The sequence below is a fragment of the Iningainema tapete BLCC-T55 genome (assembly GCF_014698965.1).
Classification (GTDB): Bacteria; Cyanobacteriota; Cyanobacteriia; order Cyanobacteriales; family Nostocaceae; genus Iningainema; species Iningainema tapete.
Genome location: NZ_JACXAE010000098.1, coordinates 278461 through 304325 on the forward strand (window position 1 = coordinate 278461; position 25865 = coordinate 304325).

The following is a 25865-nucleotide window of genomic DNA, read 5'->3' on the forward strand; positions in this document are numbered from 1 at the left end:
GTCACTCCTGTTTCTCTGTGCGGTTGTCACAGCAGTCTTAAGACATTTAAGCAATGCTATTGGTTAAATGCTGGTTGGTATAAGCTTTATAAGCTATATTTGTGAGTATTGCCATCATGCTCTAATCGTTGAAAAACCGCTGCCAATCACTGTTTCTCCAGCTAAGCAGGCTTGCAAAATGAAAGTTCAATCCGTTCAGCTAAAGTATTTCAAGAAATTTCGGTCTTCTGGGGTATTTGATTTCACAGATCCAGAAACTGGTTTGGCACGAGATATGATTGTCCTAATCGGAATGAACGGTGCTGGGAAAACAAGTCTATGCCAAGCGATCGCAGCAACCCTGGGTACAGCCACTGGACGCTTACAGACACTCTCCGATTTAGAATGGGCAGGATTTAACTATGAACTGCTTGGAAATAACTGGGGACAATTTGAGCCGGAGGTGACTATAGATGTGCAGTTTTCATCTAGTGAACTCCAAGCTGTGCGTGATTTCCAACAAAAATTAAGCTCTTTAGGGCGTGATTTGCATCCTCCTGCTGAAAAGCATATTGTGACCCTTAGATGGCACAATGGGCGTGTTATTGCCGACAGTGCGGCTGAATTGTTTCAATTTAAAGGACGAGAATACGCTAAACAACTGCGTCGAACTGAAGGATTCCAAGTCTTTGAACGAGTTGGTACAATCCTTTGGTACACAGAGCAGAGAACTTCAACAAGCTTAACCACTGAAGACCTTGATCGTAAATTGGAAATTACAGAAGATCTTTTGCGCGATCGCCTATCCAAGTGGCGACAATTTCATCAAGATTTTGAAATCAGCAAACATCAACTACGCCCAGGGCAAAAGGATTTATATGCCGAAATTGAAAGAGCTTACAAAGCAGTCTTTCCCGAACGCAGCTTTGAAGGTCCAGTTCTGCGAGAGAATTTAGACGACATCCTGAGCGAACCCTGGTTTTATCTGTATGACGGAAGAAACCAGTATGAAATTTCTGAGATGTCTGGGGGTGAGCGTGCTATCTTTCCAATGCTAATGGACTTTGCCAGTTGGAATATTCACAACTCTGTTATTCTGATTGATGAGATTGAATTGCACCTCCATCCACCAATGCAACAGGCGTTACTGAGAGCTTTGCCTAAGTTAGGCACAAATAATCAGTTCATTATTACAACACACTCTGATTATGTGGAGCAATTAGTGCCTGAAGCATATATTATTCGGTTAGAGGTGTAGTTGTGAGTGTCGTTAGTGGCAAAGTTATTTTTTGTGAGGGCAAGCAAACCAGTTTAGATTTTAGACTACTCAACAGAGTCGTGGAGAACCTATTAATAGATAAGCCTACCATTGTTCCCTCTGGTAGTAAATTTACTTTTTCGATCTTTACTCAAGGTTACTTTTCTAGAGAACAAGCTACAAATCAAAGGTACATCATTTTTCGTGACCGAGATTTCGACGCTCAACCTACTGACAATATCGAATTGATCCAACTAAAGTCCATGTTTCTTACCCACCGTGCTTGCGTGGAGAATTACCTATTAAACGCCGATCTCTTGGGATGGGTGCAGTTCCGCGCAAGGCGCGGCTCGCAAAGGGAGCCGCGCCTTCAGTGGCGGTGGGTGTCCCGTCAAAATTACAAAAAAATACGGCTAAGGTATAACCGTCTACCGTCGCTTGCAGGCTGATTCTATTGCTACTCAAGCCCTAACTAGCTTCCAGAAATCCCTTTACTGTCTCAACAGAAACGCTAACAACAGGGTGATTGAATATTGCTTTTAATGCCTCTGTACCACCTGCTTTTAGGGCACTAAGGAGCCGCTGTTTGAGAGTTGGATTAGTCTTGATTTCCTCTTTGATAGCCTCAGTTGCTACAGCTTCATTTCGAGTAATAGCAGACTGAGCTAGTTGTTCTACAAACGGCTGAATTTCTGCCCTAAGTTCTGCTTTGAGTTTGGCGATATCTATTGATTCAGAAATTTTGATTGTACCAGCTTCTACTTCAGAAGAATCAGTTACATCCTTATCAATAGATACAGACACATTATTTTTTGTGGATTCTGTACCCAGCACAGTATCAATTTTTCCACCTCTGACTTTTGACTTATTGGTGCTGCCACCAATTCTTACAGATGCATCATTTTCATTAGCCATGCTTCTACCTCATTAACAAAAAGTGTTTAAATTGAGAGAACACTATTCTTGCTCATCTTCTTTATTAGAAGATTCACCAGAGTAGGAGTCATAATTTTCCGGGATCTGTTCTTCGTCTTGCTCAGAAACTCCATAGGGTTGAGTTTCAATACTGCCTCCACTAATGTCACCATTGTTAACATCACCATCAATATTAACTGAGGCATCATTTAAATCATTACCAGCGCTTTGAGCATTTGCTTCCGCTTGAGCTTGATTATAGATGTATGATATGACGGATGGATTTTCTTTAGAAAGATTAGATATAACAGACACTGCTGATTTACTTCCTATAATTATACTCAAAAAATCATTCTCGTTTATTTGAATTTCGCCATCTTTTTTGGGACTCCAATCAATAAATTTAATATCACAACTGCTCTTAATATTTATTTGTTCTTCTTTGTTACTTTGCTCATTGACAGTTTGTATATTTAAGTTTATACCACCCCTGATAGTTTTAAAGAAGTTAGCGCCGCTAAGAAGACATTTATCTAAATTAATCATTGTTAAATCAGCATTTCTAAAATCAGCACCTGTTAGGTTACTATCAACAAAATAACTGCTTATCAATCTAGCTCCGTAAAAAATACTTCTTACACACCTGCACTTTTCTATTCTAGATTCAATCATTCTAACGCGAGTGAAATTTACTTCATTTAAATTACACTCTTCTCTAAATACACTAAAAGAAGTATCAGCTGATGAAAGATTTGCTGGTTTGAGTGTTCTACCATTAAAGGCGGTTCCAATAAATTCGCAATTAGAAAGCTTAGCTTTTGACAAATCAGCAGCTTCAAAGTCACAACTTTTAATCAAATTATTGCTGAGGTCAACAAAATTCATTGATGCGCTATCAAATTTACAATTAGTAATATTTCCTTGATTAGCGACTCCTTTTGTTGTATAAGTTTCTGATTTAGGTCCAATATAGCAGGTAATTAGTCCGCCACTACTTGTGCTTGGCTTTTTAGGATTATTACTTTGTGTTTCGTAAGAACTAAATATAGATTTAGTAAATATCGTTCCATTTAACGTACAATCATAAAGCTTGCAAGCTACAAGTTTTGCTTCTGAAAAGTCTGCATTTGATAAATTTGAGTACTCAAGCTTACTAGAAATTACGGCTTTGACAAAGCTGGAGTTAGTTAAATCACAATTATTGAAAATAAGAGTTTCGTCATTTTCTATTCTTGATTTGTTGTAAAAAACACGACAGTTATCAAAAACTGTTTCTCTTAACCTTGCTGCTAAAAGTTCAACTTTAGAGAAGAGAGAATTACTAAAATTTGCTCTTTCAAGGTTTGAGTTGATAAATTTGACATCGTTAAAACTAGAACTATTAAAATCAGCCTCTCTAATATCGGAGTTAATAAATACTACATTGTATAATTTGATGCCAGAACAGTTGAGTTTGTATAAACTTTGAAATTCTGACAATTCAACATTGGCTACCCTTATACCAAATTCGCTACATTTTTCCAAAAATATTATTGGGTCATTCTTACTTAAGTCTGTTTGACTTACCTCTGCTCTAAAGGTTAGGGTAAGAAAAGTGTTATTGATTTGTATTTTATCTTCACCTCTCAATATACCCACAGTGGAATTACAAACAGCGGAGTTTAGATGAGTGGTAATTTCAGGATCACTGTAATGATTAAACTCAAAGCCATCTAGTTTTGACCAAGAGATATTCATGAAAAACCAGTATCTCGAAATCGGAATTGTTGGCAATGGCGTAGGAGGGACTACCAACACCTGAGGTTTATTGATATCTCCATAAACCATTACAGTACAAATGCAACCTTTATGCTCATAGCTTATATCGAATGCTTCGGGCTGGGTAATATTTCTCTCTTTGGGTCCAATAGCAAAACTTATTTTCATAACTAATTAGCTTCCCCATCCATCTTGCTATTAATTGCATCTTTGATTCGCTCTAATACTCCTGACTGATTTCTCATGACTTCTTGAGCAGTAAACTCTAAAGTATAATACCCATTTATCTGGTCATTAACCAATTTCCCCTCAAAATCACTCTCAGCTTGTTCGTCCCATTTTTCACCAATTTTTCTGTATCCTTCATCTCGGCAATAGACAATAACACCATAGTTTTCAAAATCTATTACTAAACACTGTGCTAATTCTTGTCTTGGAGCATAATTTCTTATATTATTAGGTACAGGTAACTCCTGTTGTTGTGCCATTGTGCTTAATGAGCTTAAAAAGTTAACACCAACAGGAGACAACTCAGACGGTAGTTGTAAGTCTTGCCACGATGAATTAGAATTTTGCCATCTCCAGTAATATCTTGGTATTTCTACAATTTTGCCATTACCATTTACGCTTGGACTTACTTCAAGTGAAGGGAACTTTAAATCTTTGATAGATTCGTCAAGCCCAGCGAAATCTTCAAACATCTTTTTACCCTGAGAAATTAACTCTCTAATGGGCTTACTGATTTTATTAAAGTTAGTCTTTAGTTGAATTACTGAATCTGCATGACTTTTATAAGCGCTGATTTGTCTTTCTAGTTCTTGTCTTTTTTGTTCTAGTTCTTGTATTTTTTGAACCTGTTCTGCTTCTTGGAACTGAAGTCGCTCTAATTTCTCTTGGTCTTTTATTTTTTCATTTTCTAAATTTTGTTTTTCTTTTCTTATATCTTCTAGCTCTGTCTTTGTCTGTTCAGCCTCTTTCACGGCTGCTTCATACTCTTCATTTAATCTAATTTGTTCCGCATTTTTGTAGAACGGTCTAGGGTTAACACCATATATAATTATTGTTTGTAATTCCTCACGAGCGGACATATATCTTTTATAAGCAGCAACTATACCTTTGCTTAGATAAAAAGCAAAAGTTGAAGAAATAGCTGCTAAAGCAAAAGCTATAGCAGGAAGAAATGGGTCTGGATATTTGGCATTTTGATTTCCTACTAATACTGCTTGGAATGTTAGTAATAAATCTCCTGGTAAGACTATAAAAAGTATTGGTGAAAATTTAATAATACCAAACAAAGATATTTTGATGTTTTGCCCAAGAATTTCTGATTCATCTACTAGCGTACTTATAGGTAAAGCCGCCGTTACAAGTAAACTGAGTATACCTTTAATCGGAAATACGAATATCTTGTCGCTATCTGACAGAGCAAGCCTTTCTCCAAAAGAGTAGTCTAATATTGCAAACTGCCCAAAACTCAGACAGCATAAAACAATTAATAATATCAAAAATATAATTCTTTGACGTGTTTGTTCTTCTTTATACCACTTCTCAAGTTGTTTACGGTATTTTGGATTTTCAATATAATTTTGGTGCTGTTCTTCAATCTCTTGTCTGCCTGGTTCATTTACAGTCATGTTTACTCCTTAAGGAGATTGATAATTTTTGTACTTCAATCAATAAGCTACAATTGTTTTAAATCTTTGGGAATTTCGCAAGCAGGAGATTCAGGACTATCCCAATAAGTTTTTTTGTATTTCGCCTCTATCATCGATTCCAAATCACGTTCAAGAAGAACTCCACCTGTATCACTTATCTCTAAAAATTCTCTGGCTACTTCATTACTAACTTGTTTACCTTCATTAAAAGCCTCACTTGTATTTATACTTCCTTTTCCTTTTTGTCTTAACAAATTTTTTAATATTGGATATTGTCTGGTAAAATTGAAATAATTTATGGCTCCGACTTTTGATGTATCTTTATCCCGTACATAACGTTCAAGAGTTATATTCACTCCAGCTTCTTTCATTTCAAGTGGTAGAGAAACCAAGAAAATAACACTTTTAATATTGGGATTACGAATTTGAAGGTTTCTCTCCATGCTCAAATACAGAACTTGTTGTTTATTATCATAAGACGGTTTCCAGGCAAGACAAGTATCTTTATTTGTATAAATAAAACCATTAGAATATTCATCTATGCGACTAATATCAAAAATTTTATATTTACTAGAAAATGTAACCAAAGTCGTAATTTTTGGTGTGAAATCTTTGCTAGTTAATACTTGGTCTTGCCTTTGTGTTTTTAGATTAATGTTGACGGGTAATCTCAATACTAACTTGTGAGGAGAGCAGCTTTTACTTCCAAATATGCGACTGTACAGAGAATCATTCAGTTGCACACTTTCCTTCTGAGCGTCTTGAGTTGTAAATTCACATTGTTGCTTACAGGAGGTCACCACTAAATTAGCCAGGATAATAGTTGCACTAATTACTAGAAATTTGTAGAAAATTTTCATTTACACCTGTATGATTCAATGTATCTAAATCTGCAAAATAAGTACTATTTGTTCACAATTGTGGCTGTAGGTAGCTTTTAGTGTGAGTTAAGCATTGCTGATTTTGTAGATGGTCACAGTATCCATTCATACTACATGCATATATTTAGGCGGAAATCTACTAACTTAACTACCAATTCTCTCATCTGTATTCCAGATATTTATCAAAATTTGTTCTAAATTACTCTCACTATAACAGCTACTTAAGTACTTTGGGTATTAATGGGAAGCACAATTTACTTAATGTTTACCTTCTTTTGCTCTTTTTGTTTTTTTATTAAAAAAACAAAGAATCACAATATTACGTGATTTACATCACATAATTTAGTAGATGTAGTAGTAAGAAAATATACGGATATAATAGTTCAAGCAAAGGTTGCAACTCTGGAATGGTTCACCAATGCGATCACGCCAGCCACACTGAGACAAGGAAGCACCCCAATCAATACTGCGCTGGTTTTAGAAATCAGGTGGGGTTGAAACCATTGAAAACTCGTTTTCAGACCTTACAAGACGCAAGCTGCATGAAACCTGCACTTGAGGTCGTCTGTAATACTAATGTGCATAGGTGCTACGGATGATAACATTTACAAAAATTGGCTCTCCATAATACTACAAATTTACAAAATAGGATTCCAGATAAATGTCGTTTTTTGACAAGTGGAGTGGTGGAGGCATGGCATTTCCAGTAAGGAGCGTTGGGTTAGAGGGTGTTTTCAAACTTGTTATATCCTGAAAAAGGCGATGGCTGCGCCAATGTCTTCGACGAACGCTGGGTGCATTGATGAACCGAGGAGACTTAAGTAATGTTAGGTGATATAAGTTAAAAATGCTACTTACAACCCGGAAACCCCGAACTGGTAAACCAAATCATGACTACCGCCTGGTTGTCAATGGTATCCTCTGGATATTCAGAACCGGAGCGCCGTGGCGAAACCTACCGGAAGAGCATCTGGATCAAAGGGGACAGCGATAAACCATCTATCAACGATACCAACTCCATTTTGACACTCTGCTCCCTATCAATCTAAAAATCACGCTCACACCTATAAAATTAGTGTTAACAAATTCGTAACTTTTTACAACCCTGCACTATAATGAAAAGCCAGAGTTTAGTCTTGACAATCCTACCCTAACAGTTTCTTGCCCGCTGAGTTTACTTTTTTAAAGTACCCATCTTGCCCGATAATGCAGAAAAAATCGAGAGACATCTTGAAGAAAGCACTTTCATCAAGTTCTCCTATTGTCTTTGAACCAGCAAAAACATCCATACTTAATACTTTCGCGCCTCACAATCAAGCATAAAATTGTTGCTTTTTAGTAGAAACAAAGACTTTAAATAAGTATTATTTCTTAATTATAATCTACTATACAGATATAGATTTGATTTAATTTATACTAGTAATATTTTATTATATCTATAGGAAAATTACTTCAGTATAATTACTTAAAAACACCAAGATACCCGACAACTTCTGCGAAGTCGGGTATCTTGTTTTCAGGGACAGTAGGAGATCTGGTACAGTGTAAAGATAAAAAGAATTAGTATCAAAATTTAATCAAAGCTGAACGCAAAGTGTCGGAAAAGTACAGTATTACTACTGGTATACGCTCTCAATAGTAACACTAAGGCGATCCAAGTTTAACAAGTAACACATAGTACATTTAGACAAGTGTCATCTTTCTATCATCAAATTTACGTAATTTCATTTAAGATAGCGTATTAGATACTTAGTTCTAAAGTTAACTAGTAACAATGGACGTTGGCGAAGATTTTAAGACTTTTTGCGATAACTTAACCATAGTCGATCGTAGTAACATCTCTGCTAGATATAGAACGATAACCAAATGCCTAAACATAGACTTTTGGAACTCATTCTCTGATACAGAGCATAGTCTTCTTGTTGGTTCTTATGGTAGAGATACAGCAATTGGCGTTAGTGATTTGGATATGATATTTATTTTACCACGAAAAAATTATGACAGGTTCAGTAATTACCTGTATAATGGACAATCTGCTCTGTTACAATACCTTAAGAATTCTATCCAAATCACATATCCTGGCACAGACATTGGTGGAGATGGACAAGTTGTTGTTGTATATTTCGCAGATGGGATGAAATTTGAAGTAGTACCCGCTTTTGAGAACGAAGATGGCAGTTTTACTTATCCCGATGCAAATAACGGTGGCAGTTGGAAAATAACCAAACCCATACCGGAAATAAATGCGATCGCCGAGAGAAACATTTTGTGTAATGGAAACTTAAAGCGGTTATGTAGAATGATCAGGGTATGGAAAAAGCGTTGGTCTGTACCAATGGGTGGTCTATTGATAGACACCTTAGCATATAATTTTCTAGAAAATTGGGAGCATAGAGAAGAATCATACCTTTATTATGACCGCATGAGCCGAGACTTTTTCCTTTACTTAGCTAATCAAAATATTGAACAAAAGTACTGGCAGGCAGCTGGGAGTAATGAATATATTTGGAGAAAAGGGGTGTTTGAATATAAAGCAAAGCAGTGCTATAACATAGCTATAGAAGCAATTAAATATGAATCGAAAGGAATGAATTGGTCTGCTAGACAGACATGGAGAAAAATTTATGGTGCAGCCTATCCAAGTTAGTCAATCAGATGAAAACCAAAGAAAATTTGCGCTTGAATCTCAGATTAGAGAGTGTTATGGTAGAGTAGTGTACACCCATGTAGTACATGAAAAATGTGCTGATATTTGCTTAAAAAGACTCACTACTATCAAGAATTGGCAAATTATTTTATCAGCAATTACAACGGGAACTCTATTAATCAGCATTTTTGGTGAAGGTAAAATAGGTACTATTTTGGGAGCAGTATTTTCTACTATTCTATTAGCTCTAAATACTTACACACAAGACTACGATTTAGGAGAATTAGCGCAGAAACATTCAGAAACGGCAAATAAGCTTTGGCAAATTAGAGAGTCTTATCTGTCTTTGCTGACAGATATTGCAGTTAATAGTCTAACTTTAGACCAAATACAAACAAAGCGAGATGCTTTACAAAATACAGTTGCAGCTATATATCAAAATGCCCCACGCACTAATCAACAAGCTTATAAAAAGGCACAAAAAGCTTTACAGATAGAAGAACAAATGACTTTTTCTGAACAAGAAATAGATAGTTTTTTACCAACTACTTTAAAACGTAATAACTAATCGTTGCTTTTTATACCCACATATTTGTTAAACCGTTCAATCCTATAGAGACGCGACATGTCGCGTCTCTACATTTTAAAGAGGGTTATAAAAATCGGATTTGGTATTATGGGTAATAAAGCCAAGGAACCGTGTTATGTCTCAACCAGTGACCGAAGTTTCCACAATTCAAAATGTAGCAGAAGATGTTATATTTCCACCAGGAGATTTACTGAGTGACGAACCGCCATTGGAAAGTGACAAACATCGGGATCAAATAGACTTATTGATCCGCCTAATTAAATGGTTGTGGCGGGAACGTAATAATTTTTACGTTACTGGGAACCTAACAGTTTACTTTAGCCCCAATCAAAAAAAATCTGAAGAATTTCGCGGACCAGATTTTTTTGTAGTACTGGATACAGAAAAGAAAGATCGTAAAAGCTGGGTAGTCTGGCAAGAGGGTGGCAAATACCCCAACGTCATCATTGAGTTACTGTCTGACTCAACAGCTAAAGTAGATAAAGGAGTGAAAAAGCAAATTTACCAAGACATCTTTAGAACACCAGATTATTTTTGGTTCGATCCTGAGAATTACGAATTCAAGGGATTTCATTTACTCGACGGTAAATATCAAGAAATAACACCAAATTTTCAGGGTTGGTTATGGAGTGAGCAGTTGGGATTATATTTGGGCGTTTATGAGGGTAAATTGCGATTCTTTACTACCGACGGACAATTGATCCTTTTTCCAGAGGAAGAAGCAAACCAACAATTGCAGCAAATCACCGAACAATTAACACAGGAACGACTACGAGCCGAACGTTTAGCAGAACGTTTACGAGCAGCAGGAATTGATCCAAACCAAATCTAGACACAAAAATGAAATTTCTACTCTTTACAGAAGTTGCGCTGAGTCAGAATATTCCAGAATACAGTTTAAAGAAAGGCGCGGTAGGAACAATTGTGGAATACTATTCAATGCCAGAAGACGAGGAAGATGGCTACAGCTTAGAAGGATTGATTTCCCAGGATACGGTTGAGGTATCCAAGTCACAAATTGAGCCAATTGCCGTGTCTGTTTCCTCTGTGTATTCCAACTAGATCCCCGACTTCTCAAAGAAGTCGGGGATCTATAAATGCTGCATCTACTTGCTTAAGCAGTTCTTCTAATGAGTTCGTATTATCTAAAACAACCTTGGCACGAGCGGCTTTTTCTGCAATGGTTAGCTGAGTTTGAATTCGGGCTTGTGCTTGCTCTTTAGTTAAATTATTGCGCTGTATTAATCTTTGCAGTTGCTGTTCTTCATCACAACTTACTACCCAGATTTCTGTAACTAAATCTGTCATGCCTGCCTCAAAGAGTAAAGGTACAACAAGTACTAATGTTTGTGCGGGTGAGTCGGCAATTTCCTTGAGAAAGCGATCGCGCACATAAGGATGTATCAATTGTTCTACCCAATTGCGTTCCTCTTGACTATTAAAGATAATTTCACCTAGATACTTGCGATTCAGGTTGCCATCTGCAAGTAAAATTTGTTGTCCGTAACGTTGAGCAATGGCATCAAGAATGGGTGAACCGATAGATACAGCGTCTCTAGCATAGATATCTGCATCCAAAATTGGTAAACTGTAAGCACTTGCCAAATAATTGGCGACAGTTGTTTTGCCTGTAGCAATGCCTCCTGTTAACCCAATTATCCGTTTATTCATTTGTAGAGACGCGACATGTCGCGTCTCTACATTTAATAATTTGTTGCCCATTTTATCAATGCTTGAGCTAATCCATCTAATGTGTATTCTTCTGCCTCTACATCTACGCGCCCAATTAGAGAAAGACAAGTTTGAGAGGTTTGGGGACCGATAGAAGCGATACAAATTCCTTCTAAATAATTTGCTATAATCAAAGGTGAACTGTCGGAGTTTTCTTTGAATATTTTTTCTGCTAGTTGACAGAAAAATTGTACAGTTTTGGAACTGGCAAAGGTAATTACATCCACATTTCCACTGAGCAGCGCTATCTCGGCTGAGGGTGGAATGGTTTTGGGGCAGCAAGATTGATATGCTGGAACTTCCACTATATTTGCTTTCTTAGCACTTAATTCATTAACTAAAACTTCTCTTCCACCGCTTTCAACTCTGGGAAATAATACTTTTTTATCTGTCAACTCTTCAGGGAAGTTTGCTACTAAAGAGTCAGCAACAAAGTTTGGGGGAATGTAGTCGGGTTCGAGATTGCGTTGTTTGAGGCTCTGGGCTGTTTTTTTACCAACAACAGCAATTTTGATTCCTGCCAAAGCACGAGCATCTTTACCCTGTGTATTGAGACGTTCAAAGAAGTATTCTACACCATTAGTACTCGTGAGTATTAACCAGTCGAAATTAGATACATGAGCGATCGCACGATCTAATGCTTCCCAACTTGAAGGTGGACAAATTTCCAATGCAGGCATTTCTATAACGGTAGCACCAATTGTGGTGAGAATTTCCGTAAAGTTGTTTGACTGTTCAACCGAACGAGTCACCAAAATTGTTTTGCCTGCGAGGGGGGGAGGAGCGGGGAGGGGGTTGGTTGACATAGTTTTGGGGAGTACTGACATAAGAGCCTTAAATACATTTTTTCAATTTGTCAAGTAGCTACGTAACCCTACAACTTCACCAATCACAATTACTGATGGCGACAGCGACTCACCGGATATTTGCTGTACAATATTTTCTAGCGAACCAGTCCAAATTTTTTGTCGCTCAGTTCCACAACTTTGGATAATAGCTATGGGTGTGGAGAGCGATCGCCCTTGAAGCCACAACCGATGTACAATTTCTCCTAAATGTTTTCCTCCCATCAAAATCACCAGTGTTTCCAACCGTGATAGAGCCTCCCAATCCAAAGCATCCGGTTCATGTGCCGTAAACACAGCAAAACACCGACTCAAAACAGGATCTGTCAAAGGAATTCCGGCAAGCAATGGTGCAGCTAGGGCAGAAGATATACCAGGAATCACTTCAAACGCGCAACCTGCCGCAATGAGAGCCTCAATTTCCTCGCTTACACGACCAAAAATAAACGGATCGCCCGACTTAAGCCGGACAACTTGTTTACCCTGTTGGCAGTATTTTACCAGTAAATTGTTAATTTCTGCTTGAGACGTGCTCGGCTTACCACCACGCTTACCCACATCCAACTGCAAACAATTAGCTGGCACACATTGCAACAACTGGGCATCAACAAGGGCATCGTAAACCAACACCTGAGCGAGAGCCAAAAGATGATAAGCTTTTACCGTCAGGTATGCCACATCTCCTGGTCCTGCACCCACAAGGTAGACTTTGCCCTGCTCAAAAGTCATTTTTTTGCCCTAAATATAATACATAAGTTCCATTTGACGACGACTTGCGCGGCGCTCACAAAGATCTTTCAGAGTATAATTTTGTAGAACAGAATTAGCAGCACCAAGAGCCTCCTGCCAAATTTCATCAATCACAGCACTTTCTATAGTTTTATTAGAATCCTTTTCATCGCCACAACCAGCATTTAACCCTTCAATACAATCTAAAGCATCAAAAAGTGTAATCTTTTCTGGTTCTCGTGCCAAAACATAACCACCCTTAGCACCGCGAATACTCTTAATTAAACCGCCACGCCTCAACATCGCCAACAATTGATCCAAATAACGATTGGGTATATTTTGCAACTCAGCAATCTGACGAATTTGCAAAGACTCACCACTAGGATAACTTTTTGCTAATTCCAACAAAGCCAGAAGAGCATATTCAGACTTATTCGAGAGTTCAACAGGCAAGAAAAAACTCATAAAAGCAAAAATCTCCAACAACAACTAAAAACAAGCAACAGGAAAAATCAAATATTCCAAGAAAAAGAGTTTCCAGATAAATTGGTAAAAACGGGAAATAGCAACTTTATCTTGCAAATCAACATCCCAACTCCGCCACCACATCAAACCCAGTGCCAAAACATGAGTAACAACCAGAAAAAGCGAATTCACCTCAGCCAGTCTTAGCACAGCAACCAGAATCATGCCCACATAACAAACAGTTAACACCCAACGAGCCAGATTGAAAACTGCAGATTGACCGAGTTTAATCGTAAAAGTAGAAATATTGTACTTAAGATCCCCCTCCATGTCAGGGATATCCTTAAAAATAGCGATCGCACTCGTAAACACCAAAATAAACACAGTCAGCACCCACACCGCCGAAGGAATAAACCACTGCCTACCTTGAAAAACCCAACTAAAATGCAAAAACAGCCCCAAATTGACAATCGCCCCACGGACAGAAAAAATACACAAAGCCGCCCAAAAAGGAAAACGCTTCAAACGGATAGGAGGTAAAGAATAAGCAGTACCAATCGCCAAACTAACAGCCACCATCCCAAACAAAAAAGGACCATTCAACCAAGCCAAAAGCAGAGCCAAAAAACCAGTTACCCCCACAATCCACTGCCCCTCCCTCCGAGAAAACTCTCCAGAAGCCAGCGGCAAATGAGGCTTATTAATCCGATCAATCTCCACATCCTCCAACTGATTCAGCCCCACAATATAAACATTGCCACACAAAGTAGCAACCCAACTACCCAAAACAGGCAACAAAGAAAAACCCCCATCCCCAAAAGCAACAGCAATCAAAAACAACCCCAAAACACTCAAACTAGTACCAACAATCGTATGGGGACGCGAAAACTTCCACAAAGCATAAAACCAACTCGAAAACTCACTCATCCTCTCCTCACTCTGCGCCCTCTGCGCCTTGGCGGTTCATATTCTTCCTACTTCTTCCCACACAACAAACCAAACCGAATCAACCCACACTCATAACCCCGACGCATCAAACCCAAAGACAAAGCCGCCTCAATCGTACTCCAACCCGAAAAAAGCAAACCCCAAATCGCCTGCCAAGAAAAAGCCGAATCAATCACCACATCCCAAAAAGGCGCAACCGCCCGACTCCAATCAGCAGTACGAACACCTTGCAATCCCAAACTACAAGCCATCGCCTCATACTCCGGCAAAGAAATCACATAAGGCAAACAATAAACCCGGTAAATCTCCTGCAAAAGACTTACCTCATCCGCCGAAAGAGGATAACCATCAACCGGGCGATGACACCAAGTCACCATAATCAAAGTACCACCAGGCTGAAGCACCCGGTAACACTCCTGCATAAACTTAGCCTTATCCGGCATATGCTCACCACTTTCCAAAGCCCAAACCAAATCAAAAGAATTATCACCAAAAGGCATAGCTTGAGCATCCGCAACCAAAAAATTAGTCCTCGCTGCCAAACCCAAATCTAGAGCGCGTTCCGTCGCCCTAGCAGCTTGCACCGGACTCAAAGTAATTCCTGTTGCGCGAGCATTCAACTTATTTGCCAAGTATAAAGAACTACCACCAATTCCACAACCCACATCAAGAACGTGATTTGCTTCTTTTACTTCTGCCCAGAGGAGGAGTTCTTCAACCAAATCAATTTGCGCTCTCCGACGGTCTTTTTTAATTGTACCATCTGCACCGTAATAACCGTGGTGCATATGTTCACCCCAAATTTGTTCCCACAAACCGGAAGAACTATCGTAAAACTGCTGTATTTGCTGGTATAATGTTGCACTCATAAAAAAATGTAAAGACAAAGCTCAATTCAAGTAGCCAATAGTGGTAGGCTACCATATGAGTTTTTAATTAAATCAGAGTGTTTTCACATCCAGTGAGGGAAAAATATACCCATTATCCTTGGATGTATTTAAATTTTGATATTAGCATGACTGTTGCTCGTACAATTTGCTTAGGATTCCTGGTCGTCATCGCTCTCGGTACGCTCCTGCTGATGATGCCTTTTTCTACCAGTAGTGGCACAGATTACGATCCCATTGTGGCACTGTTCACCTCAACTTCAGCAGTTTGTGTCACCGGATTATCTGTTGTCGATCCTGGCACTTATTTTTCGTTTTGGGGGCAGTTTTTTATTGCGCTGTTAGCTCAAATTGGCGGTTTGGGCTACATGACAACTACAACTTTTCTCATTTTGTTAATTGGACGTAAGTTTGACTTGCGACATAAAATAGCCATTCAACAAGCGTTAGATAGACCGGGAATGCAAGGTAGCTCCCAAATTATCCGTTCAATTATAGCAACGACTTTGATTTTTGAAATCACGGGAATATTTTTATTACTGCCTGCTTTTGTACCAAAGTATGGGTGGAGTCAAGGACTTTGGTTTGCAATTTTTCATAGTGTAAATGCTTGGAATAATGCTGGGTTTAGTTTGTTTAAAGATAATTTAATAGGTTATCAATCATCACTATTAGTTGTAGTAACTATTACGGGATTAATTATTTTTGGAGGTATTGGGTATCAAGTAATTTTGGAAACCTATATTTGGTTGCGCGATCGCTCGCGAAACAAACCAGCGAAATTAGTATTTTCTCTAGATTTTAAGGTGGCTGTAAGTACAACTATATTTCTGTTAATTTTCGGAACAATTGCATTTTTGTTGGTAGAGTTAAGAAATCCAGAAACCTTTGGCAATTTGAGTATTGGGGATAAGTTATTAGTAGCCTGGTTTCAATCGGTAACTCCCAGAACTGCTGGCTTTAACACCATTGATATTGGAAAAATGACAAATGCTGGTTTATTTATCACGATTGCATTCATGTTTATTGGTGCTAGTCCTGGAGGCACAGGCGGGGGTATTAAGACAACTACTCTTAGAGTGCTTACCAGTTGCACAAAAACAATTCTTCAAGGCAAAGAAGAAGTTTTATTGTACGATCGCAAAGTGGCAATACCTTTAATTTTAAAAGCTGTTGGCGTACTCATTGGTTCAGTGGCAACAGTAATTATATCGACAATTTTAATAGCCTTCACAGATCCGGAATTAGAATTTATTAAAATATTGTTTGAAGTAGTGTCAGCCTTTGCTACTGTAGGACTTTCCACAGGAATTACGGGTAGCGTGTCAGTAGCAGCAAAGCTCATCCTAATTGTCACGATGTATATCGGACGAGTTGGCGTTCTACTGCTGATGTCAGCTATATTTGGCGATCCTAGTCCTACTAGAATTCACTATCCTGAAGAAAATTTACTAGTAGGATAAAGCGTACCACAGTGGGTGGGCTTTGCCCTACCTACTATTGTTCACAAATGATTTAGGATCGGTATAAAATGTCAATAATCAAGAATAAAACTTTTAATTTATTCGGGATAAGCGAGTTTTTGCCATAAACAAAGGCAGCAACTATAAGGATAATAACTGTGAATCTGTCATCGTTAGGTTTTTTTCGTAGTCTACGTAAAGACAATCACCAATTTGCTGTGATTGGGTTAGGTCGTTTTGGTCGCTCTGTCTGTTCAACTTTACATAAATTCGGGTATCAAGTGCTAGCAATAGACATGGATGAAAAACGAGTATCGGCAGCATTAACTGAGCAGATAGTTAGTCACGCTTTACAACTAGACTCAACGGAACCAGCCGCATTAAAAGAAGCGGGAATTTTTGAATTTGATACGGTAATTGTCGCAATCGGCAATTATATTCAGGAAAGTATCGTCACTACGCTAAATGTAAAGGAAGGTGGTGTACCACACGTAGTAGCAAAAGCCTCTAGTGAAGTTCACTGCAAGCTGTTAAATCGAGTGGGCGCGGATCACGTTGTTTTTCCTGAGTACGAAGCTGGTTGTGCTTTGGCACGTACATTAACAAAACCATCAATACTAGACAGATTTGACCTCGACCCAGATAATAGTATTGTGGAAGTAATTGTACCAGATGAATTTCATGGCAAAACTATAGCGGATCTCCAACTCCGTAATCGTTATGGTTTGAATTTGTTGGCAGTTAGTCACGATGGCAAGTTTCAAATTAATCCTAACTCTAGTCAACGGCTGGAACGTGGTTCAGCTATGGTAGTTATTGGTTGCAATAAAGATATTAATCGCTTACCGATTTGAGAATTGGGAATGGGGAATTGCTAATTGCTAATTTTTGTCAACCATTAACCATTCCCTATTCCCGTTTACAATTACTCATACTTTATTTATTAGGTTGTTCTACTGATACAGGTACATCACTGGGGCTGACTGATGTTTCGGCAGAAGGTTCGACAACAAACTCGGTAATACTAGTTGTGGGTGTTTCCGCTTGGATAGGAGTCGGAGTTTGACTAACTTGAGGAGGTTTTTGCCTTTGTGTTTGGGCAATTTGCACCATTAATTGCTCAGCTTTTTGTGCTTGCTCAATGTTTCCTCTTTGGCGATACTCTTTGCTGGCACGTTTTAATGCACTATGTGCCTTTTTGATGTCGCCTAGATTATATAGTGTTACTCCTAAGTTGTAATAAGTTGGGGCATGATTGGGAACTTGGCGAGTTGCTTGCATGTAAGTGGCAATCGCCTCTGATGTTTGCCCTTGCTTGACAAGAAGGCTTCCTAGATAATTATAAGCTTCAGCGTTTTTAGGATTTAATTGTATACTTGAGCGATATGCGGTGATCGCCTCCGGTATTTTGCCTGTGTCTTGGAGCGCGATTGCCAAGTTAAAATAAGCGTTGGCGTTGCTGTTATCAACATTAATCGTTTGCTGGTAAGCGGCGATCGCTTCTTGTTTTTGTCCTAATTCATACAAAGCTAATCCCAAATTATACTGGGAATCAGTCATATTTGGCTCGATTACCAAAGCTTGACGGTAAGCAGTAATCGCTGTTTGTGTTTGTCCTTGTTTGTGCAATGCTAAACCCAAATTATAGTAAGCAGAAGCAAAATTGGGATTAATCTTAATCGCCTCTCCATACTCTTGTACTGCCAAATCCAAACGATTTTGCAGCAACATAATATTGCCTAGATAATAGCGTGCTGTATCCAGATTAGGGTTACGCTGCAAAGCTGAGCGAAAAGCCAATTCTGATGCCGAAAAGTCTCTACGGTTGTAGCGCGTCACTCCTTGCTGGTATAAGCTAGCAGTTTCTAAATCCTGAGAACTCACATTTTGTGCCAACAGCGTTGCAGGTACAGTACAAATAGATACCATCGACACCAAAAAAACAGATGAGCAAAAAATCACCGGATAAAATTGAGATTTTTGAGACATGGTATACCTGCACTTAATTGCTAGATGCTCTTAAGTCAGAGTACCCATCCCTCATGGTAAAATTAACATCGCATCACCAAACGAGTAAAACCGATACCCAGATGCGATCGCTTCGTGATAAATATTTAACAACCTCTGCCTACCAATCAAAGCACTTACCAACATCAGTAAACTAGAACGCGGTAGGTGAAAATTAGTAATTAAACCCTCTACTACCCGCCACTTATAACCAGGATAGATAAACAAGTCAGTCTTACCACAAAACGGTTGTAAATCACCCGATTGTGCCGCCCCTTCTAATGCCCGTGCTACCGTTGTACCCACAGCAATGATTCTACCACCAGATGCCTTAGTAGCGCGAATTTGTTCTACAGTTGATGAAGGCACTTCAATCCACTCCTCATGCATTTTGTGAGTAGTCACATCCTCAACTTCCACAGGACGAAATGTTCCCACACCAACATGTAGTGTGATAAAAGCTTGGTTAATTTCGCGATCGCGCAACCTTTGCAATAATTCTGGAGTAAAGTGCAGCCCTGCTGTCGGCGCTGCTACTGCTCCGGGAGCTTGTGCATAAACTGTCTGATACTGTTCGCTTTGGGCATCAGATGCAGTAATGTAAGGAGGCAGAGGTACTTCGCCAAACTCCTCTAACAACTGTACCAAAGACATTCCCTCTGGTACATCAAATTTTAACAGCCGTCCCCCAGTGGCTTTATCGGTTTCTAATACTGTAGCAGTCATTGAGGGAACAGAAACCCGGTTTCTTTGAGAAACCGGGTTTCTACAATCGCCACTTGCCAATTTCCTTGGTTCAAAAAACAACTTCGTTCCCTGCTTAAAGCGTTTCCCCGGCTTAACTAGAGCTAACCAACAGTTTGCCAAACGTTCTTCTAACAACAATACTTCTACTTCTGCACCAGTAGACTTACGACCATGTAGCCGTGCTGATAACACTCGTGTATTATTCAGTATAAGTAAATCTTTTGGGGATAAAAGATCCGGTAAATCACGGAAAATACAATGCACAGGATGAGCTTCTACATTTGCACTAGTAGAATTAACTACTAGCAGTCGAGAGTGATCTCTTGGTACTACTGGATTTTGAGCAATCAGTTCGTTGGGTAATTCATAATCATACCCAGTAGCAGAAAAATCTAAGAGAATATCTTCCTTTTGACTGTTGTTTTTTGCGTTCAAATTTGCTTTTGTGAATGGTGATGGCATTGATTTCGGCGTTCTTAAAAATGGTTTAGATCCGTGTGAGTGAACAAATTTTCGGTATTAGCCCTCAATTTCATCCCTAGACTTGCGGATTAATAATGTTAAGTAACACGTAAATACTAGTATGAAAATTGGGTAAACCTCCCCATCGAAAAACGGGGGCTTTTACCCTAGCAGGTAGGGTGGTCTATATATCAATAATAAAGATGTAGGATTGGCTTTGATCCCAAACACCAAGATGGAATACTTGTATTATCTGGCAAATGCCAGTCTAACTCTGAGAGTTGTTCAATTCTTGCACGCCCAACCCCGGCTACCTGTTTCGTTCGTAACTGTAATTCATCAAATAGATGGTTGGATGGTTAGGATCAAACTTAAAAGTCCCGTCTCTCCTGAAATAGATGGCGACTTTCGAGCTTTCCTCAGTGAGTTAGGAATTAGCTACGAACCACCAATGCGGGTACAAATGGCTCTTTGGAGTTTAGAGGCAGGACAATGTCCTGTAGATGTAATGCGTCGCTACCAAGTGGCAATTGTTTCTCATGGTAGTCCGGAAAGAGAAGAAATTGAAGCATTCCGGCAACAGTTTGTCAGAGGATTAGGCTATTGTCCAGAAACCCTAGCATGATAGCTTTTGGTTTGATGGTAGTGTAAGTAGATAATTTGTAGGGACACAACGAGCATTGTGTCCCAAAACAAGATTACGTATCAACTGTCAAAAGCTGCCGGAATATACTCGACGAGCATCAACCTTCGATCTTTAAATGATGAAGTGAGCAAAGCAGGGACGGTAGTTGACTGTGGCGATCGCTGACAGTAAACTAAAGCAACATCAAATCGGTATGAGTAATCAGCCGTTTGAGGATATGTCGCCATAAATATTCGCGCTGTCTGCCAGAGTTTTGTTCGTTTTTGTACAGTAATTGCACTTCTTCCGCCTGCATCCCAACTACCAGCGCTACGAGTTTTAACTTCAACAAATGCCAGTATTGGAGATGCACACGAGTAGGCAAATTCTCCCGGATCATCTTTTTGGGCAACAATATCAATCTCACCTCTACGGCAACGCCATTGACGGTGGAGAATTTTCCAGCCATTAGATTGTAACCATTCAACCACCAAGTCTTCACCTGCGCTACCTATATCGGTATAATTAGATTGAGATGCCATGAGCTATTTAGTGGGTTTTTCAGTGTAAACAACTAATAATTATAGCTTTTACAACTAAATTATACACATAATCTGTTTTTTGTTTGGTAACTATTTTTGAGCGCATCCCATGAACTAGCAATTGGCATTCGCCAACCAGTACCAAAAGCGCGATCGCTAATTTTCAAACCAGGAGGTGCTTGTTTGCGTTTAAATTCTGCACGTGCCACCATTTGAATCACCCTATAGACAACTACAGAATCATGCCCAGCAGCAACTATTTGTGCTACTGATTGGTGATTGCCAATCAAGCGTTGTAGGATATCATCCAATACATCGTATGCTGGTAAGGAATCTTGATCGAACTGACCTGGTTTAAGTTCCGCGCTAGGTGCTTTATCAATCACATTTTGCGGAATGATTTCCGTAGAGACGTTCCGGCGGAACGTCTCTACCTGCCCCAAAATAGAGGATTGATTTAACCAACGACACAATGAATAAACGCGAGTTTTAGGAACATCAGCAATCACCGCCAATCCACCATTCATATCCCCATAGAGCGTACAGTAACCAACAGCCATTTCCGACTTATTACCAGTAGATAACAGAAGATAGCCGAACTTATTAGCAATTGCCATTAATAAATTACCCCGAATACGGGATTGAATATTCTCCTCTGCCAAGCCAAACTCTGTTCCGGCAAACAAATTTACTAAAGTGCGATCGTAACCTTGCATTAACTCCCCTATAGGTAAAGTTGTAGTTTTCATGCCCAGATTCTCTGCCAATGCCAAAGCATCACTGATAGAATGCTCTGAACTGTAGGGGGAAGGCATAAGAACACCGAAAACATTTTCTTTACCAAGTGCAGCAGTAGCGAGTGCCGCCACCAAAGAAGAATCAATCCCGCCACTTAAACCCAGCACTACTTGAGAAAAACCACACTTAAAAACATAATCTCGTAATCCCAAAACCAAAGCGTGCCAAATTTCCTCATCTTCCGACTCACATTCCGATACTAAAGAACCGAGCTGCAAATCCTGCTTTCCAGCATCAAATTCAACAATCTGCAAATCAGGAGCAAAAGCCGACAGACGACAAACAATTTCACCTTGACTATTTAAAGCAAAACTACCACCATCAAAAATTAAATCATCATTTCCCCCTACCTGATTAGCATAGATAATCGGACACTGATAACGCACAGCACCATGCCGCAGCATTGCTTCGCGAAATCGTGGCTTACCAACACTATAAGGAGAAGCCGACAAATTCACAATCAAATCCACACCAACAGTTGCTAAATCAGCAATTGGATCGATCGCATAACTACGCTTACCCCAAAATTGATCGTCATTCCACAAATCCTCACAAATAGTGACACCAATATTAAGATCATCCAAAGTGAAATAATTAGGCTTTAAACCAGGTTCAAAATAGCGACATTCATCAAACACATCATAAGTAGGTAAAAGGCGCTTGTGAAAGTGCTGAACCTTACCCTGGGCTAACAAAGCCATACTATTAAATAAAGGCTTACCACCATTTTTATGTGCCTGAAAATTTTCTTCAACCGTACCTACCAACACAGCCGCATTAGCAGGTAAATCTCGTGCCAACTGTTCTAAACAAACACCCATACCCGCCACAAAACTAGGATTTAATAACAAATCTCGTGGAGGATAACCACACAAAGAAAGTTCAGGAGTTAACAACAAACGCGCACCATTATCCACAGCCTTTTGAGCCGCCGACAAAATCTGTTGAGCATTCCCCTGTAAATCACCAATAATCGGATTAAGTTGAGCGATCGCAATCTTCATATAATTAAATAAAAACCAAAGGTTTATCCTTAAACGGAGCAAAAGCCTCCGCATTAAAACGATATAAACTAGCTGGACGCCCAGCACCACGCGACACCTTAATACCGGTATCACACAAAAAACCTAACTTTAAAAGACGCGCCCGAAAATTAGAATAATCAGAAAAACCCTCCCCCAAAACAGTAGTATACAACTGATACAAATCATTCAAAGTAAACATATCTGGTAAAACATCAAAAGCCACCGGACTGTACTCCAACTTATTACGCAAACGCCGATGCCCATATGCCAAAATTTGATTATGATCAAAAGCTAACTGAGGCACTTGCTTAACAGGATACCAAGCGATCCCCGTCACCTTATCAGCAATCAACTCCGCCTCCTCAAACCGTACCAAAGCAAAATAGCTAACCGATAAATAACGCACACCAAAGCTATCACATGCTTCTCGAGGATCGCGTTCCGGACCACCAAAAGTATACAACTGCTCCAAATAAAGATTCTTCGCACGGATTTTCTCTGCCAAAATGCGATAAGCAGCATCTTCAAGAGACTCACCTTGACGCACCAAAGTACCAGGAAGACTCCAAGAATTTAAAAACGGTTCCTGCTGTCGCATAACCAACAAAACCAACAGCCGATTCTGCATAGTATCCACAGAAAAAATCACATTATCAACACCAACCTTAAAATCAGCCAAAGGTAGTTGATGCGCAGTAATAATCTTTTTTTGGTAGCGTTCTGGCATAGGAACTAACTGTTCAAAGCCTCAAAATCTCATGAATTAAATATCAATTAAACATCAAAAAGTAGAATTACTAAAACATTTATACAAATGCTCTCGTTCAATATAATCAACCACAGGAGGAGTCAAAGCTTGCAAATCATGATGTTCACGATACGCAGTAGAAGAAACATCAGGACCAATAAAATTAGCGATCGCCACCTTCCCCCCCAACCGACGCACTTGTTCCAAACTCAACTCATCTATCCCATATCCCGGTCGTGGCATCACCAACAACTGCACAGAAAGCAACAAATCTTCAACCTTATACCAACGCGGTAACTGAGCAAGCAAATCCGAACCAACCACCAAAGTAAAATCCGCATCCTTGCCCCAACGATCCCTTGCCTTCCCCACCGTCTCCAAAGTCCTCATCGCACTCAACTCCTGATCCAACCCAACATTTCCCCGCCCAACCAAATCCACATCCCCCATCAACAAACGCAACATCGCCACCCGATGCTCCAAAAGAGCCTGATGCGACTTCAAAGGATTATCAGCCGCCCAAACCGCCACCCAATCATAACGCTCAGACAACCACCCAACAATAGCCAAATGCCCAGCCGTCGGCGGATCAGCACTAGTACCAAACAAAGCAACCCTCATAAACCTCCTCCTTGGCGTCCTTGGCGTCTTGGCGGTTCATTTTTTCTCTTTATCCTCTCACTCAACTCCCGCAACCCAAGAGAAACCTCAACCCCCACCGAAACAGGATCATCCAATCGCCTCACCGCCAAAGGCAACCCAGCTACCGTTGCTGAAGTACGCCGACGAATATCCGCCAAACCCTCCCCACCTCTTAAGCGCCTACCATCCTGCATAAAAAGCTGCAACAAAGAATCTCCCTCCAAACCCTCACCCATCAAACCCAAACAATCCCTCACCTCACCCCCCACACAAGAGCGAAAAACCTGCTTACGCCCAGGATAACTCACCTTACCAACCGACTGTTTCGACACCGGAATACCATCAATCTCCACCAACTTATAAACACCATTAATCGGCGAACCCGTAACTAATCGCGTTCCCAACCCATAACCATCAATTTCAGCACCCTCACGTATTAACCTAGCAATTTCCCACTCATCCAAATCACCACTAGCAAAAATCGACACACCAGGAAGAAGCGATCGCACCTGCTTCGACAAAGACACCAAATCGCCCGAATCCAACCTTACTCCCAACAATTCCATTTCCCCCGAATTCACCAGAGCCGCCAACCGTTCAGCAGCAGCGATCGTATCGTAAGTATCAATCAACAAAGGCGCACCGGGAAAATAACGATGGAAAGCTGTAAAAGCCTTATCTTCACTGCCTTCCAGTGCTGATAGTGCCATCACCAAAGCATGAGCCATAGTACCAGTAGGTTGCTGTCCCAACTTCAGCGCAGCTAACACATTTGATGTCGCATCCAAACCAGCTGCCAACGCCGCCCTTGCTGCCCATAGCGATGCTTGGGGACTAAACGCCCGTCTTGTGCCAAATTCCAGCAGCGTTGCTTGCTCCGATGCTACATCTCGCATCCGTGCCGCCCTTGTCGCCACTAAACTTTGGTAATTTAGAGTATTTAACAGGTAAGTTTCCACCAATTGTGCTTGCCACAGCGGTGCTTCTACCCGTAACAGAGGTTCGTAGGCAAACACGGCTGTTCCTTCCGGTACAGCCCAAACATCACCAGTAAAACATCCTTCTGCTAGTAGTGACCAAAAGCGCTCTGGTGCATGGGCAAAAATTCCCGTCGCTTGCAAAGCGGCTATATTATCCGGACTAAAACGGAATTTTTCGAGATATTCTAATGCCTGCTCCAGCCCCATAGCAATTATGTAGCCAAAACCTGTAGGCATTCGTCGGACAAACAATTCAAAGCTTGCTTGTCGTTGCTCTATTCCTTCACCTGTGTAACAAGCTGCCATTGTTAGCTGGTAAAGATCTGTCAGCAGGCTGTAATCACCAGCACAGAGCGTTAACTCTGGGCTTTGTTGCTGTGTGTACACATATTTCAAGTCTGTGGTAGTTGTCATTAAAGAGCACCCTTAGATGAATGCATATCATTTATGGTAGTTTTTACCATAAATGATGTCAATAGTCGCAGGCTGTATCTTTACAAAGGCTTTAAAATAGTATGGTTATGGTAGTGTAATACTTA

Annotated in this window: 24 protein-coding genes and 2 pseudogenes; 10 read left to right on the forward strand and 16 right to left on the reverse strand. The window is 39.9% G+C overall.

Features of this window, described 5'->3' with window-relative positions:
- Positions 1 to 178 precede the first annotated feature (178 nt).
- Positions 179 to 1237, forward strand: a complete 1059-nt coding sequence (locus ICL16_RS33280; RefSeq protein ID WP_190835844.1) for an AAA family ATPase — start codon at positions 179 to 181, stop codon at positions 1235 to 1237.
- 2 nt (positions 1238 to 1239) lie between these two features.
- Positions 1240 to 1686, forward strand: coding sequence for a hypothetical protein (locus ICL16_RS33285; RefSeq protein WP_238361068.1), 447 nt, complete (start codon positions 1240 to 1242; stop codon positions 1684 to 1686).
- 19 nt (positions 1687 to 1705) lie between these two features.
- Here the strand turns inward: ICL16_RS33285 and ICL16_RS33290 are convergent, their stop codons facing one another.
- The 4 genes from ICL16_RS33290 to ICL16_RS33305 are packed head-to-tail and all read right to left on the reverse strand — an operon-like array spanning position 1706 to position 6425.
- On the reverse strand, positions 1706 to 2152 hold the full coding sequence (locus tag ICL16_RS33290; protein ID WP_190835845.1) for a hypothetical protein: 447 nt from the start codon (positions 2150 to 2152) through the stop codon (positions 1706 to 1708).
- Positions 2153 to 2194: 42 nt separating this feature from the next.
- Complete coding sequence (locus ICL16_RS33295; RefSeq protein WP_190835846.1) at positions 2195 to 4078, reverse strand: pentapeptide repeat-containing protein; 1884 nt, start codon at positions 4076 to 4078, stop codon at positions 2195 to 2197.
- A 2-nt stretch (positions 4079 to 4080) separates the two neighbouring features.
- Positions 4081 to 5544: a hypothetical protein gene (locus ICL16_RS33300; protein ID WP_190835847.1), complete on the reverse strand. Its 1464-nt coding sequence runs from the start codon at positions 5542 to 5544 to the stop codon at positions 4081 to 4083.
- Between the two features lie 47 nt (positions 5545 to 5591).
- Positions 5592 to 6425: a hypothetical protein gene (locus tag ICL16_RS33305; RefSeq protein ID WP_190835848.1), complete on the reverse strand. Its 834-nt coding sequence runs from the start codon at positions 6423 to 6425 to the stop codon at positions 5592 to 5594.
- 868 nt (positions 6426 to 7293) lie between these two features.
- Here ICL16_RS33305 and ICL16_RS33310 point away from each other — a divergent pair.
- The 5 genes and pseudogenes from ICL16_RS33310 to ICL16_RS33330 all read left to right on the forward strand — a co-directional run.
- Positions 7294 to 7413 (forward strand): annotated as a pseudogene (locus tag ICL16_RS33310) (transposase); the annotation flags it as partial.
- Positions 7414 to 8220: 807 nt separating this feature from the next.
- Complete coding sequence (locus ICL16_RS33315) at positions 8221 to 9093, forward strand: SMODS domain-containing nucleotidyltransferase (protein WP_190835850.1); 873 nt, start codon at positions 8221 to 8223, stop codon at positions 9091 to 9093.
- A complete protein-coding gene (locus ICL16_RS33320) occupies positions 9071 to 9661 on the forward strand; it encodes an SLATT domain-containing protein (protein ID WP_190835851.1) in 591 nt (196 codons plus the stop codon). The genes ICL16_RS33315 and ICL16_RS33320 overlap by 23 nt, the downstream gene beginning before the upstream one ends.
- 136 nt (positions 9662 to 9797) lie before the next feature.
- Positions 9798 to 10514, forward strand: coding sequence for a Uma2 family endonuclease (locus ICL16_RS33325; RefSeq protein ID WP_190835852.1), 717 nt, complete (start codon positions 9798 to 9800; stop codon positions 10512 to 10514).
- Positions 10515 to 10522: 8 nt separating this feature from the next.
- Positions 10523 to 10744, forward strand: coding sequence for a DUF4926 domain-containing protein (locus tag ICL16_RS33330; RefSeq protein ID WP_190835853.1), 222 nt, complete (start codon positions 10523 to 10525; stop codon positions 10742 to 10744).
- A gap of 12 nt (positions 10745 to 10756) precedes the next feature.
- Here the strand turns inward: ICL16_RS33330 and coaE are convergent, their stop codons facing one another.
- The 5 genes and pseudogenes from coaE to ICL16_RS33355 form a co-directional block, all read right to left on the reverse strand.
- Positions 10757 to 11353 carry a dephospho-CoA kinase gene (gene coaE / locus ICL16_RS33335; RefSeq protein WP_190835930.1) on the reverse strand — a complete coding sequence of 199 codons (597 nt, stop codon included), beginning with the start codon at positions 11351 to 11353 and terminating at the stop codon, positions 10757 to 10759.
- 32 nt (positions 11354 to 11385) lie between these two features.
- Positions 11386 to 12987, reverse strand: a pseudogene (gene cobA / locus ICL16_RS47870) (uroporphyrinogen-III C-methyltransferase).
- 9 nt (positions 12988 to 12996) lie between these two features.
- Positions 12997 to 13452, reverse strand: a complete 456-nt coding sequence (locus ICL16_RS33345) for an RrF2 family transcriptional regulator (protein ID WP_190835854.1) — start codon at positions 13450 to 13452, stop codon at positions 12997 to 12999.
- A 24-nt stretch (positions 13453 to 13476) separates the two neighbouring features.
- Positions 13477 to 14379 carry a homogentisate phytyltransferase gene (locus ICL16_RS33350; protein ID WP_190835855.1) on the reverse strand — a complete coding sequence of 301 codons (903 nt, stop codon included), beginning with the start codon at positions 14377 to 14379 and terminating at the stop codon, positions 13477 to 13479.
- 47 nt (positions 14380 to 14426) lie between these two features.
- On the reverse strand, positions 14427 to 15269 hold the full coding sequence (locus tag ICL16_RS33355) for a methyltransferase domain-containing protein (protein ID WP_190835856.1): 843 nt from the start codon (positions 15267 to 15269) through the stop codon (positions 14427 to 14429).
- Between the two features lie 146 nt (positions 15270 to 15415).
- Between ICL16_RS33355 and ICL16_RS33360 the strand changes: the two genes are divergently transcribed.
- Together ICL16_RS33360 and ICL16_RS33365 are read left to right on the forward strand one after the other, a co-directional pair.
- Positions 15416 to 16750 (forward strand): TrkH family potassium uptake protein, encoded by a 1335-nt coding sequence (locus ICL16_RS33360; RefSeq protein ID WP_190835857.1) that lies wholly within the window; start codon positions 15416 to 15418, stop codon positions 16748 to 16750.
- A gap of 158 nt (positions 16751 to 16908) precedes the next feature.
- Complete coding sequence (locus ICL16_RS33365) at positions 16909 to 17604, forward strand: NAD-binding protein (RefSeq protein ID WP_190835858.1); 696 nt, start codon at positions 16909 to 16911, stop codon at positions 17602 to 17604.
- 82 nt (positions 17605 to 17686) lie between these two features.
- Here ICL16_RS33365 and ICL16_RS33370 read toward each other — a convergent pair whose 3' ends face one another.
- Both ICL16_RS33370 and queA read right to left on the reverse strand, forming a co-directional pair.
- A complete protein-coding gene (locus tag ICL16_RS33370; protein ID WP_190835859.1) occupies positions 17687 to 18739 on the reverse strand; it encodes a tetratricopeptide repeat protein in 1053 nt (350 codons plus the stop codon).
- A 51-nt stretch (positions 18740 to 18790) separates the two neighbouring features.
- Positions 18791 to 19966 (reverse strand): tRNA preQ1(34) S-adenosylmethionine ribosyltransferase-isomerase QueA, encoded by a 1176-nt coding sequence (gene queA, locus ICL16_RS33375; protein WP_190835860.1) that lies wholly within the window; start codon positions 19964 to 19966, stop codon positions 18791 to 18793.
- A 235-nt stretch (positions 19967 to 20201) separates the two neighbouring features.
- Between queA and ICL16_RS33380 the strand changes: the two genes are divergently transcribed.
- Positions 20202 to 20591 carry a hypothetical protein gene (locus tag ICL16_RS33380; protein WP_190835861.1) on the forward strand — a complete coding sequence of 130 codons (390 nt, stop codon included), beginning with the start codon at positions 20202 to 20204 and terminating at the stop codon, positions 20589 to 20591.
- An 80-nt stretch (positions 20592 to 20671) separates the two neighbouring features.
- Here ICL16_RS33380 and ICL16_RS33385 read toward each other — a convergent pair whose 3' ends face one another.
- Genes ICL16_RS33385 through ICL16_RS33405 form a run of 5 tightly spaced genes read right to left on the reverse strand, consistent with a single transcriptional unit; the run spans position 20672 to position 25740 of the window.
- Positions 20672 to 21133 (reverse strand): YraN family protein, encoded by a 462-nt coding sequence (locus ICL16_RS33385; RefSeq protein ID WP_190835862.1) that lies wholly within the window; start codon positions 21131 to 21133, stop codon positions 20672 to 20674.
- Between the two features lie 59 nt (positions 21134 to 21192).
- Complete coding sequence (locus ICL16_RS33390; RefSeq protein ID WP_190835863.1) at positions 21193 to 22935, reverse strand: NAD+ synthase; 1743 nt, start codon at positions 22933 to 22935, stop codon at positions 21193 to 21195.
- Between the two features lie 4 nt (positions 22936 to 22939).
- Positions 22940 to 23683 carry an NUDIX hydrolase gene (locus ICL16_RS33395; protein ID WP_190835864.1) on the reverse strand — a complete coding sequence of 248 codons (744 nt, stop codon included), beginning with the start codon at positions 23681 to 23683 and terminating at the stop codon, positions 22940 to 22942.
- Positions 23684 to 23737: 54 nt separating this feature from the next.
- Positions 23738 to 24325, reverse strand: coding sequence for a nicotinate-nucleotide adenylyltransferase (locus ICL16_RS33400; protein ID WP_190835865.1), 588 nt, complete (start codon positions 24323 to 24325; stop codon positions 23738 to 23740).
- Positions 24322 to 25740, reverse strand: coding sequence for a nicotinate phosphoribosyltransferase (locus tag ICL16_RS33405; RefSeq protein ID WP_190835866.1), 1419 nt, complete (start codon positions 25738 to 25740; stop codon positions 24322 to 24324). Before ICL16_RS33405 ends, ICL16_RS33400 begins: the two co-directional genes overlap by 4 nt.
- Positions 25741 to 25865: the final 125 nt, after the last annotated feature.

Bases quoted from the DNA above. Each gene is read 5' to 3' on its own strand.
- ICL16_RS33385 (WP_190835862.1), bottom strand. From the start codon at position 21,133: ATGGCATCTCAATCTAATTATACCGATATAGGTAGCGCAGGTGAAGAC.
- ICL16_RS33395 (WP_190835864.1), bottom strand. From the start codon at position 23,683: ATGCCAGAACGCTACCAAAAAAAGATTATTACTGCGCATCAACTACCT.
- ICL16_RS33355 (WP_190835856.1), bottom strand. From the start codon at position 15,269: ATGAGTGCAACATTATACCAGCAAATACAGCAGTTTTACGATAGTTCT.
- ICL16_RS33290 (WP_190835845.1), bottom strand. From the start codon at position 2,152: ATGGCTAATGAAAATGATGCATCTGTAAGAATTGGTGGCAGCACCAAT.
- ICL16_RS33380 (WP_190835861.1), top strand. From the start codon at position 20,202: ATGGAATACTTGTATTATCTGGCAAATGCCAGTCTAACTCTGAGAGTT.
- ICL16_RS33315 (WP_190835850.1), top strand. From the start codon at position 8,221: ATGGACGTTGGCGAAGATTTTAAGACTTTTTGCGATAACTTAACCATA.
- ICL16_RS33325 (WP_190835852.1), top strand. From the start codon at position 9,798: ATGTCTCAACCAGTGACCGAAGTTTCCACAATTCAAAATGTAGCAGAA.
- ICL16_RS33300 (WP_190835847.1), bottom strand. From the start codon at position 5,544: ATGACTGTAAATGAACCAGGCAGACAAGAGATTGAAGAACAGCACCAA.
- ICL16_RS33360 (WP_190835857.1), top strand. From the start codon at position 15,416: ATGACTGTTGCTCGTACAATTTGCTTAGGATTCCTGGTCGTCATCGCT.
- ICL16_RS33320 (WP_190835851.1), top strand. From the start codon at position 9,071: ATGGTGCAGCCTATCCAAGTTAGTCAATCAGATGAAAACCAAAGAAAA.
- ICL16_RS33305 (WP_190835848.1), bottom strand. From the start codon at position 6,425: ATGAAAATTTTCTACAAATTTCTAGTAATTAGTGCAACTATTATCCTG.
- ICL16_RS33295 (WP_190835846.1), bottom strand. From the start codon at position 4,078: ATGAAAATAAGTTTTGCTATTGGACCCAAAGAGAGAAATATTACCCAG.
- ICL16_RS33370 (WP_190835859.1), bottom strand. From the start codon at position 18,739: ATGTCTCAAAAATCTCAATTTTATCCGGTGATTTTTTGCTCATCTGTT.
- coaE (WP_190835930.1), bottom strand. From the start codon at position 11,353: ATGAATAAACGGATAATTGGGTTAACAGGAGGCATTGCTACAGGCAAA.
- ICL16_RS33330 (WP_190835853.1), top strand. From the start codon at position 10,523: ATGAAATTTCTACTCTTTACAGAAGTTGCGCTGAGTCAGAATATTCCA.
- ICL16_RS33350 (WP_190835855.1), bottom strand. From the start codon at position 14,379: ATGAGTGAGTTTTCGAGTTGGTTTTATGCTTTGTGGAAGTTTTCGCGT.
- ICL16_RS33390 (WP_190835863.1), bottom strand. From the start codon at position 22,935: ATGAAGATTGCGATCGCTCAACTTAATCCGATTATTGGTGATTTACAG.
- ICL16_RS33400 (WP_190835865.1), bottom strand. From the start codon at position 24,325: ATGAGGGTTGCTTTGTTTGGTACTAGTGCTGATCCGCCGACGGCTGGG.
- ICL16_RS33405 (WP_190835866.1), bottom strand. From the start codon at position 25,740: ATGACAACTACCACAGACTTGAAATATGTGTACACACAGCAACAAAGC.
- ICL16_RS33280 (WP_190835844.1), top strand. From the start codon at position 179: ATGAAAGTTCAATCCGTTCAGCTAAAGTATTTCAAGAAATTTCGGTCT.
- ICL16_RS33345 (WP_190835854.1), bottom strand. From the start codon at position 13,452: ATGAGTTTTTTCTTGCCTGTTGAACTCTCGAATAAGTCTGAATATGCT.
- queA (WP_190835860.1), bottom strand. From the start codon at position 19,966: ATGCCATCACCATTCACAAAAGCAAATTTGAACGCAAAAAACAACAGT.